Here is a 1,746-nt window from a genome sequence, read left to right on the forward strand (position 1 = left end):
CCAATGCCACGAAGTTAAGGCCCTGTTGGCGGTGTCAAGCGTGGCGGGAGACGGAAGGGGCCTCTGCTATCCAGGGGATCGACCAAGATCTTCCTGAGAGAGTAGAGGCCCAGTGGCCAAGTCTGTCATGGGCGGAACCGATGACGTGTTCGCGCCCGGTCATATCGGTGAGTTAACGCAGGTCATCCCGCCCGAATTGGTCGATGCGGTACTGGACGAGAGCGGGGCTCGCGAGCGACGACTTCGGAGCCTTCCCTCTCGCGTCGGGGTGTACTTCGTGCTCGCGCTCGGGCTGTTCGAGTATCTGGGCACCGGACTGGTGTGGGGCAAACTCGGGGCCGGACTGGGCGCCCGGGTGCCGCAGCCCTCGGAGAAGGCACTTCGCGATCTGCGTCGGCGGGTCGGGGTGGCCCCGCTCAAGCGGCTGTTCGACGTGCTGGCCGGCCCGCTGGCCCAGCCGTCCACGCCCGGAGTGCGTTACCGCCGCTGGCGCACGGTCGCCTTCGACGGTTGCGGGAGCCTGTCCGTCCCCGACCACGAGCGCAACCGGTCCTGGCTCGGCCGCACCGAACGCCGCTACGGCCCGACCGGCCACCCCCGGCTGATGCTCATGACCCTGTGCGAAACAGGCACCCGCGGCCTGATCGCAGCGGTCTTCGGTCCTGCCTCCAAGGGCGAGACCGACTACGCCCACGACCTGGTCAGCCACCTGACTCCGGACATGCTCCTTCTGGCGGACCGCGCCTTCGACAGCAACAGACTGCTCGCAGATATCGCAGCTCAGGGGGCGCAGTTCTTGATTCGCGCCACCAGCACCCGACGACCGCCGGTGCTGGCGCTGCTGCCCGACGGCTCCTACCTGACCCGGATCGGGGACCTCCCGTTGCGGGTGATCGAGGCCGAGATCCACTCCCACACCGCTGACGGCGGCGACTTCGGCGGGACCTACCGCCTGCTGACCACGCTCAACGATCACCGCACCGATCCGGCCGATCACCTGGTGCGTCTTTACCACGAGCGCTGGGAGATCGAGATCACCTACCTGGCGCTCCGTCACACCCTGCTCAAAGGCCGAGTCCTACGTTCGAAGGACCCGGTGGGCCTCAACCAGGAGATGTGGGGACTGCTCACCCTCTACCAGGCCCTGCGCTCGGTCATGGTGACCGCGGTGGAGACCCTGCCCGGCTGCGATCCCGACCGGGCCGGTTTCACCGTCGCTCTAGAAGCCGCCCGCGACACGGTGGTCAGCCTGGCCGGAACGACCGCGGCCTCAGGGCCGATCAGCCGTTCCGACCTGGTGGGACACATCGGCGCCCGCGTTCTACACGCGCTGCTGCCGGGGCGCCGGATGCGACTGTCCGCCCGCATCGTCAAGTGCGGAACCTCCCGCTACAACATCTGGAACCGCGACGGCCGTCCACGCGCCAGCACCCCGATCACCGCCATCGAAATCACCGTGCACCCTCCAGCCCTGCCCAGCACGCAGGACCCGAGCCGGGCCCTCTCCGGCCGTTGGGGCCAGGTCTGCCAGCTCTTGGCCGCGAACTCCAACCAGGCCATGCACACTCGGGACATTGCACAACATCTCGGGCTCCCCACCTCGGGGCGCGCCCTCAGTAGCCTCACCGCGCAACTCTGCTACTGGGCCCGCAACGGCCGTCTCATCCGCACCGCGCCGAGCACCTACAAGATCACTCTCCCTGATGCCTTGACACCGCCAACAGGGCCTTAACTTCGTGGCATTGG

The 1,746-nt window shown here is 67.8% G+C and carries 1 protein-coding gene; it reads left to right on the top strand.

Translation table 11 applies throughout. The annotated features are described in order from the left end of the window. Positions 1 to 112: 112 nt before the first annotated feature. Positions 113 to 1,732, top strand: a complete 1,620-nt coding sequence (locus AB0M62_RS34795; RefSeq protein ID WP_366078327.1) for an IS4 family transposase — start codon at positions 113 to 115, stop codon at positions 1,730 to 1,732. The last annotated feature ends 14 nt before the right edge of the window (positions 1,733 to 1,746 follow it).

Source organism: Streptomyces sp. NPDC051219 (genome assembly GCF_040682335.1).
In the GTDB taxonomy this organism is placed as follows: Bacteria; Actinomycetota; Actinomycetes; order Streptomycetales; family Streptomycetaceae; genus Streptomyces.